Genomic DNA, 8206 nt, shown 5'->3' on the forward strand with positions numbered 1-8206 from the left:
TTGCGCTCTTATTTCTCTTACCGTATGGTTGATTCCGTCCCTGAACGGGATGATATGAAACTGTAACATTCATGTATCTTTCATTTAATTCAGATATTTATGCTGGCCGATAACTCCAAGGGCCAGCTTTTTTTTGCGTGGACCTTATGTAATCCAAGATGATTGAGTTCACATATTCGAAGTGGTTTATGTGGGGACGCGACTCTAAATCTAGGTGTAATACGCAAAATCGTGCGATGAATAACGAAAAAACTAATATGAAATTGATCTCATATTTAATTTTACTACGATAAAGATCCCTATGGGTAATTTGTCAATCATTTCATTTGCTTCATGGAACGGTGCTGGCCTTCAATTCATTTTCGGCCAGCATTTTTTTTGAAGTTTACTTTCTATTCTTGACTTGTTTTCCCCTTATCATGAGAACTGGTACATTAATTTAACGATATTGATTCTGTCACCGTCTAGTCCGAAAAGCGCCGCACAACGCTTATCCCTTCACTTTGAGACACTCTTTTCCTGAATGTTTTTTCTTGTCTGTGTATAATCCACCGATTATTTTTGACCACGCCACTTTGAAGCTCACGCTCTGGCAAAAATTGCTATTAGTTGTGATAGTGAATATTCATACATAGCAGTGGTATAAGATTTCGAGTAACACCTTATGAAACCTGAAAATACTAGTAAATACGCGGCTAACCGCTTTTCCATTGCACCCATGCTCGATTGGACTGACAGACACTGTCGTTACTTCCATCGACTGCTGACGAGCGAAACTTTGCTCTATACCGAAATGGTGACGACGGGCGCGATTATTCACGGTAAAGGTGATTTTCTTGCGTATAACCAAGAAGAGCATCCGGTGGCACTTCAGTTAGGTGGCTCAAACCCTCAGGATTTGGCAACGTGTGCGAAATTGGCGCAAGATCGCGGCTACGATGAAATCAACCTCAACGTTGGTTGCCCGTCTGATCGTGTGCAAAATGGTCGTTTTGGTGCGTGTCTGATGGCAGAACCACAGCTGGTGGCAGAATGTGTCGCTGCAATGCGCGATGTCGTGGATGTTCCAGTGACGATAAAAACTCGTATTGGTATTGATGATCAGGACTCTTATGAGTTTCTGACCGATTTTGTATCAATGGTTTCCGAGAAGGGGGGCTGTGAGCAATTTACTATTCACGCGCGCAAAGCTTGGCTTTCTGGTCTAAGCCCAAAAGAGAATCGTGAGATCCCACCGCTTGATTATCCACGTGCTTATCAGCTGAAGAAAGATTTTTCACACCTGACAATTGCCATTAATGGCGGTGTTAAGACACTGGAAGAGAGCAAGGAGCATTTGAGACATCTTGATGGGGTTATGGTAGGCCGTGAAGCATACCAGAATCCATATATTCTAGCGGAAGTTGATCAGCAGATTTTTGGATTAGATAAGCCTGTCAAGAAGCGCACTCAAGTTGTGGAAGAGATGTACCCGTACATTGAAAGCCAGCTAGAGAAAGGGGCATACCTTGGCCATATTACTCGTCATATGTTGGGTTTGTTCCAGAATATGCCGGGGGCGCGTCAATGGCGTCGTTATATCAGTGAAAATGCTCACAAGCCAGGCTCTGGCATTGAGGTTGTTGAGACAGCATTGAGTAAAATTCCTAAAGAATTGAATGTGTAAATTTTACCATTTAATAGTATTAAGTTGGTTTATTTCACCAATCAAGAAAATCAATAAAAGAGACACCTGAAGAGATGTCTCTTTTTATTTTATTTAAAATCAAATGCTTATGTGTTTTTCTTTAACTTGGCCTGCTTTCTGCTATGTGAAAGCTAACTAAGGAGAAAGATATGTTTGAACTCATCTTTGTATTGGTCTTTATTGCAACATTGTTGGTGACAGGTCTTACCATGTTCACGGTTTTTGCTGCGGCAGGGTTTGCTTTGATGGTCATGGTGCTACTCGGCATGGTCGGTGCGGTGATTAAACTGATTCCGTGGTTGATTGTTATAGCGGTGGGTATTTGGTTCTTTAAAAACTACGTGTACAGCCATCGTTAATCCACGCAGTAATTTGACATAAATCGTTGTGTGGGTGTGCTACTATCGCTCTCATATCTCTAACCTCAATGAGCTCGGGAGCTAAAATAGATGAACAGATCTGCATTGGCAGTGATAACTGCCGCTGCGATATCGATGGCAAGTTCAGCAGCAATGGCAGAAAGTTCTGTCGTTGCAAAAGTTGGGGCTGAAGCATGGTGGGTAGATACAGAAGTCAATGAAATCCGCCGTGATAAAGAAGTCACTCCAAGCGTTTATGCGGCGATCGAGCACGACATCAAATATGTGCCGAATGCACGAATCAGAACCACCAGTGTTGATAATGAGTTTATGGCGTTTGATAAGCTTGATCTCACGTTATATTACCAAGTGATGGAACATGAGCTGATGCATTTTGATGCTGGTATTACGTTCAGTGATATGAGTAATACAAAGTACAAGAATGCAGAAACAGGCCAAACTAAAGATTTTAATGAGTTGCTGTGGGCCTTCTATGGTTACGCGGAAATCACAGTGCCAGACACGAACTTTGATATTATCGGTGAAATGAACTTTGGTGATAGCAGTGGTATTAAGAGCACCGACCTGATGGCGGGTATGCAGTATCGAATGCCATTGAATAACTCCACGCTCACCTTCCGAGGAGGGTATCGTGTTATTGATCTTGAGTCCGATGAGTTTAAACCTACGTTGGAAGAGAGTACTTTAGGCAAACCTTTCATGATGGCGAACGGCTTCTTCGTCGGTGCTGAATACAGTTTCTAACGGAATTATTTTTCTAAAAACGCTGCGTAATATCGCAGCGTTTTTTTATGCCTATTAGTTATATTTTCACTTTTCTTTTAGCAGTTTTTTGTCTTTCGGCCATGCTTATTAAGGATTCTTATCAATAATTTTAGAGAAGGATTCTCATGACTATCAATGAGCTTAGAAATCTTTACCGAGAAAATCAGTTAGTTGAAGCCATCATCGAACCTTCAGCTCAGGAAGGAACATGGATTGTCGAGTTTCGCCACGCTCGCGGTGGCTTTGTGTTATTAACTGACTCCCATGGGGAAGAGTGTCACTATTTGGATCTAGATCTAGCATCAAAGTCTGCGATGGCTGTCGGTTTCAGACAGGTACGCGTTGAGGCGAAGTAAACTTGCCTGCTTAAACTTTCGGCTTTCTTTAATTCCAAAAGTTATAAAACATTCATTTCTATTCTTTCTTGTTATTAAAGGGAGTGGTTAATCTATCATCACGCAATGAATAGGGATGTCGAGACCATGTCTTTAAACAAGAACGTGTCCTCTCAAGGAAACACACCACAAGAATTACCGTCAGTCGCTTCTCCTTTAAATGATCAACAACTGAATACGCTACAACAAACCGTCTCAGAACTGTCACCTCAACAGTTGGCGTGGGTCAGTGGTTATTTTTGGGGGCTATCACAAGTTCAACCTCAAACAGCAGGCGCTGCTGCACCTATCAGTCAGGCTGCTGCGGCTGTAGCTGCAAAACCAGCAGGCAAGCTTTCTATTATCTTTGCCTCTCAGACGGGAAACGCCAAGGGCGTTGCTGAAGCGCTTGAGCAAGAAGCAAAAGCTCAAGGCATTGCCGTCGAGCTGTTTGATGCTAGCGATTACAAAGGAAAAAATCTGGCGAAGGAAACGCACGTCATTATTGTTGCCTCCACCAACGGTGAAGGTGAAGCTCCAGATAATGCGATTGAGCTGCATGAATTCCTTCAGTCTAAGAAGGCACCTAAATTACCCAACCTGAAATACGGTGTGATTGGTCTGGGAGACTCGAGTTATGAATTCTTCTGCCAGACGGGTAAAGATTTCGATTCTTACCTATCTAAGCTTGGCGCGACATCATTTATTGAACGAGTCGATCTTGATGTGGACTATGAAGCGCTCGCTGCTGAGTGGCGGGCATCAGCGCTAGAGAAGGTCAAAGAAGCGCTCTCTTCTAATTCTGAGGCTGAGGTTGTACAGCTTCCAGTGGGTCAGGCTGCACTAGGTCATTCTCCATATAACAAGCAACATCCTTATACAGCGACGCTGCTTACGAACCAAAAAATTACAGGGCGTGATTCAGGCAAAGATGTACGCCACGTAGAGATCGATCTTGAAGGCTCGGGTTTAACATATCAGCCCGGAGATGCCCTTGGGGTTTGGTTTGAAAACAGCTCAGCTCTTGCAAATGCTATCTTGGCGAAAGTTGGGTTGTCTGGTGTTGAAAGTGTTGATGTTGATGGTGAGAGTATTTCCATCCACAGTGCGTTGGTAAGTAAGTACGAAATCACTTCTGCAAACCCCCAGCTTGTGAGCAAGTTTGCAGAGCTATCAGGTAGCAAGAAATTACTCAAGTTATTGGAAGATAAAGACAAGTTACGCGAATACGCAACTAACACTCAAGTGGTTGATGTTCTGGCAGAAAAGAAAACCAAACTATCTGCTGAGGAACTTGTTGGATTGCTGCGCCGATTGACCCCTCGCCTCTATTCTATTGCTTCTAGTCAAAGTGAAGTGGATGAAGAAGTCCATCTTACAGTAGGCGTTGTTGAATATAACAAGGGAGATGAAAAGCGTTTTGGTGGCGCGTCTAGCTTCCTTTCTCATCGTTTAGAAGAAGGTGGTGAAGTGAAAGTGTTTGTTGAGCACAACAATAACTTCAAGCTACCTCAAGATGACAATACCCCAATGATCATGATTGGCCCAGGTACAGGTATCGCACCTTTCCGCAGCTTTATTCAAGAACGAGATAACCGAGATGCTGAAGGTAAAAATTGGCTGTTCTTCGGTGACCGCACCTTTACTCAAGATTTCCTCTACCAAGTGGAGTGGCAGAAGTACCTTAAGTCTGGAGTGCTAAATCGTCTTGATGTGGCATTCAGCCGTGACCAAGCAGAGAAAGTTTATGTGCAACATCGTATTCTGGAAAACGCTGAACAAGTTTGGCAGTGGATCCAAGAAGGCGCTCACCTCTATGTGTGTGGCGATGCAACACGCATGGCGAAAGATGTACACGAAGCCTTGATTCATGTTGCGGAGCAACAAGGCCAGCTATCACGCGATGATGCGGAAGAATTTATCAACGAACTACGTAAAGCGAAACGTTATCAAAGGGATGTGTACTAATGACTTTTTCTACTGAGAATAATAAGCAGCTTGTATTAGGCGAAGAGTTAGGAAAGCTTTCTGATAACGAGCGTCTAAAAACGCAAAGCAACTTCTTACGCGGTACCATTGAGCAAGACCTACAAGACAGAATTACAGGTGGTTTTAATGCCGACAACTTTCAGTTGATTCGTTTCCACGGTATGTATCAGCAAGATGATCGCGACATTCGTAATGAACGTGCAAAGCAAAAACTTGAGCCGCTACATAATGTCATGCTGCGTGCTCGTATGCCGGGTGGCATTATCAAACCGGATCAGTGGCTAGCGATTGATAAGTTCGCGACTGAGCACTCTCTTTACGGCAGTATTCGCCTGACGACTCGTCAAACCTTTCAGTTTCACGGAGTTCTTAAGCCGAATATTAAGTTGATGCACCAAACCCTAAACAGTATTGGTATTGATTCGATTGCCACAGCGGGTGATGTTAACCGTAACGTCTTGTGTACGACTAACCCTATTGAATCAGAGCTACATCAAGAAGCCTATGAGTGGGCGAAGAAAATCAGTGAGCATTTACTACCTAAGACTAAGGCATACGCCGAAATTTGGCTGGATGGCGAGAAAGTAGAGACAACAGAAGGTGACGAGCCAATCCTTGGTAAGACTTATCTTCCTCGTAAGTTCAAAACCACGGTTGTGATTCCTCCACAGAACGATGTTGATGTTCATGCAAATGATCTTAACTTTGTGGCGATTGGTGAGAATGGCAAGCTGGTGGGCTTTAATGTGTTAGTTGGGGGTGGTCTTGCAATGACCCACGGTGATACTTCCACTTATGCCCGTCGTGCCGATGACTTTGGGTTTGTTCCGCTAGACAAAACGCTTGATGTTGCAGCGGCAGTCGTTACCACTCAGCGTGACTGGGGTAACCGTTCGAATCGTAAGAATGCGAAAACCAAGTACACCTTAGATCGCGTCGGTATTGATGTGTTTAAAGCTGAAGTAGAAAAGCGCGCTGGTATTAAGTTTGCTGAAAGTAGACCTTATGAATTTACTGACCGTGGCGATCGTATCGGTTGGGTTGAAGGTATCGATGGTAAACATCACTTAGCACTATTTATCGAAAACGGTCGTCTACTGGACTTCCCGGGTAAGCCTCTTAAGACAGGGGTTGCTGAAATTGCCAAGATCCATAAAGGTGATTTCCGCATGACGGCCAACCAAAACTTAATTGTTGCGGGTGTGGCTAAAAGCCAAAAAGCCAAGATCGAGAAGATTGCCCGCGAACACGGTTTAATTGATGATAGTGTGAGTGAACAGCGCAAAAACTCAATGGCGTGTGTCGCTTTCCCAACTTGCCCACTTGCGATGGCTGAAGCCGAACGTTTTTTACCACAGTTTGTCACTGATGTAGAAGCTATCCTTGAAAAGCACGGTTTACCAGAAGAAGACAACATCATTTTACGTGTGACGGGCTGTCCAAATGGCTGTGGCCGCGCTATGTTGGCTGAAATTGGTTTAGTCGGTAAAGCTCCCGGACGTTATAACCTCCACCTAGGTGGTAACCGAGCGGGTACACGCATTCCAAAGATGTACAAAGAGAACATTACCGATAAGCAGATTCTTGAAGAGATCGATCAACTGGTTGGTCATTGGGCGCAAGAACGTGAAACGGGTGAAGGGTTTGGTGATTTTGCAATTCGTGCTGGAATCATCCAAGAGGTAAAAGTATCGATGAGGGATTTACATGCTTGATTCTGTCGCTTCTAAACCTCAGTTAGCGAAACTTCTCTCATTAACTAAGACGGAACAGATACTCCAGCTTGGCCAAATTAATGCTGAGTTAGAGCAGCTAACTGCACAGCAAAGAGTAGCTTGGGCTCTTGAAAACCTAGAAGGTCAATTTGCTGTTTCTTCTAGTTTTGGTATTCAGGCAGCGGTTATGTTGCACCTAGTTACTGAGCAAAAGCCTGATATTCCCGTTATCTTGACTGATACTGGCTATCTGTTTCCAGAAACCTATCGTTTTATAGATAAGCTGAGTGAGCAGTTGACGCTAAACCTTAAGGTCTATCGCGCAAAAGAAAGTGCTAACTGGCAGGAAGCGCGTTACGGAAAATTGTGGGAACAAGGTATAGAGGGAATAGAGAAATACAACAAACTAAATAAAGTCGAACCGATGAGGCGAGCTTTAGATGAGCTTGAAGTAGGAACTTGGTTCTCAGGTTTACGTCGTGAGCAATCTAAATCACGAGCAAGTTTACCAATCTTATCGATTCAAAATGGTGTGTTTAAGTTCTTGCCTGTGATCGATTGGACGAATAAAGATGTTCATTATTACCTAGAGCAAAACGGACTTTCTTATCATCCCCTAAGAGATGAAGGTTATCTATCCGTTGGTGATACCCATACAAGCAAAAAGTGGGAGCCAGGTATGAGTGAAGAAGAAACTCGATTCTTTGGATTGAAGCGTGAATGTGGTCTTCACGAAGACGATAGTGAACAAGATGGTTCGGGGATTTAGTTTTTCCCTCTATATATAGATAAAAAGGCCGCGAGAGCGGCCTTTCTTTTTACGTGAAAAACAGCGAATGTGGATAACTCTGTGTATATTTTGTTGGCTTAATTGGGGTAAAGTTGGATAAATAAGGTTTTGGGCGAAAGTTAGCCTGTTAAACGTTATTTTTGCAAGTTTTTCAAAATAACGCTTGCCAATGTGAGCGCGATCTCTATAATGCCTCCTTGTCGACAGGGCAAGGGCTCACAAGGGTTCAAGCGCAATCGACAGGTTAACTAGCCAAGCGGAAACGCTTAAGAAAAAGTTTGAAAAAGTGGTTGACACTAAAACTTAAAACGCTAGAATGGCCGCCTCTTCCGAAGTGGTGAGAGCCACAAGAAGAGAAGCTCTTTAACAATATAAACCTATCAATCTGTGTGGGCACTCGTTGATGATAATCCAAATAGTTTCTTCGGAAACAATTTAGGTTTCAATGATACGAAGTGACCATTGAATCTTCGGATTCAGCACAGTCAATTCAAACATTACTTATG

7 protein-coding genes are annotated in these 8206 nt (G+C 43.4%); all 7 read left to right on the top strand.

Annotated elements, in window-relative coordinates; genetic code table 11:
- Nucleotides 1-664 precede the first annotated feature (664 nt).
- Nucleotides 665-1666: a tRNA dihydrouridine(20/20a) synthase DusA gene (gene dusA / locus L1D15_RS17855; RefSeq protein ID WP_239876580.1), complete on the top strand. Its 1002-nt coding sequence runs from the start codon at nucleotides 665-667 to the stop codon at nucleotides 1664-1666.
- A 170-nt stretch (nucleotides 1667-1836) separates the two neighbouring features.
- On the top strand, nucleotides 1837-2046 hold the full coding sequence (gene pspG / locus L1D15_RS17860) for an envelope stress response protein PspG (protein ID WP_006963183.1): 210 nt from the start codon (nucleotides 1837-1839) through the stop codon (nucleotides 2044-2046).
- Between the two features lie 90 nt (nucleotides 2047-2136).
- A complete protein-coding gene (locus L1D15_RS17865; RefSeq protein WP_239876581.1) occupies nucleotides 2137-2811 on the top strand; it encodes a TIGR04219 family outer membrane beta-barrel protein in 675 nt (224 codons plus the stop codon).
- A 146-nt stretch (nucleotides 2812-2957) separates the two neighbouring features.
- Nucleotides 2958-3188 carry a hypothetical protein gene (locus tag L1D15_RS17870; protein WP_239838676.1) on the top strand — a complete coding sequence of 77 codons (231 nt, stop codon included), beginning with the start codon at nucleotides 2958-2960 and terminating at the stop codon, nucleotides 3186-3188.
- Between the two features lie 126 nt (nucleotides 3189-3314).
- On the top strand, nucleotides 3315-5174 hold the full coding sequence (locus L1D15_RS17875) for an assimilatory sulfite reductase (NADPH) flavoprotein subunit (RefSeq protein WP_239876582.1): 1860 nt from the start codon (nucleotides 3315-3317) through the stop codon (nucleotides 5172-5174).
- Complete coding sequence (cysI, locus tag L1D15_RS17880; RefSeq protein WP_239876583.1) at nucleotides 5174-6910, top strand: assimilatory sulfite reductase (NADPH) hemoprotein subunit; 1737 nt, start codon at nucleotides 5174-5176, stop codon at nucleotides 6908-6910. Before L1D15_RS17875 ends, cysI begins: the two co-directional genes overlap by 1 nt.
- A complete protein-coding gene (locus L1D15_RS17885) occupies nucleotides 6903-7679 on the top strand; it encodes a phosphoadenylyl-sulfate reductase (RefSeq protein ID WP_239876584.1) in 777 nt (258 codons plus the stop codon). The genes cysI and L1D15_RS17885 overlap by 8 nt, the downstream gene beginning before the upstream one ends.
- Nucleotides 7680-8206 lie beyond the last annotated feature (527 nt).

It is taken from the genome of Vibrio sp. Isolate25 (assembly GCF_022398025.1).
Taxonomy (GTDB): Bacteria; Pseudomonadota; Gammaproteobacteria; order Enterobacterales; family Vibrionaceae; genus Vibrio; species Vibrio coralliilyticus_A.

Excerpts from the sequence above, each read along its gene's own strand:
- dusA (WP_239876580.1), top strand. The coding sequence starts at position 665 with ATGAAACCTGAAAATACTAGTAAATACGCGGCTAACCGCTTTTCCATT.
- pspG (WP_006963183.1), top strand. The coding sequence starts at position 1,837 with ATGTTTGAACTCATCTTTGTATTGGTCTTTATTGCAACATTGTTGGTG.
- L1D15_RS17865 (WP_239876581.1), top strand. The coding sequence starts at position 2,137 with ATGAACAGATCTGCATTGGCAGTGATAACTGCCGCTGCGATATCGATG.
- L1D15_RS17870 (WP_239838676.1), top strand. The coding sequence starts at position 2,958 with ATGACTATCAATGAGCTTAGAAATCTTTACCGAGAAAATCAGTTAGTT.
- L1D15_RS17875 (WP_239876582.1), top strand. The coding sequence starts at position 3,315 with ATGTCTTTAAACAAGAACGTGTCCTCTCAAGGAAACACACCACAAGAA.
- cysI (WP_239876583.1), top strand. The coding sequence starts at position 5,174 with ATGACTTTTTCTACTGAGAATAATAAGCAGCTTGTATTAGGCGAAGAG.
- L1D15_RS17885 (WP_239876584.1), top strand. The coding sequence starts at position 6,903 with ATGCTTGATTCTGTCGCTTCTAAACCTCAGTTAGCGAAACTTCTCTCA.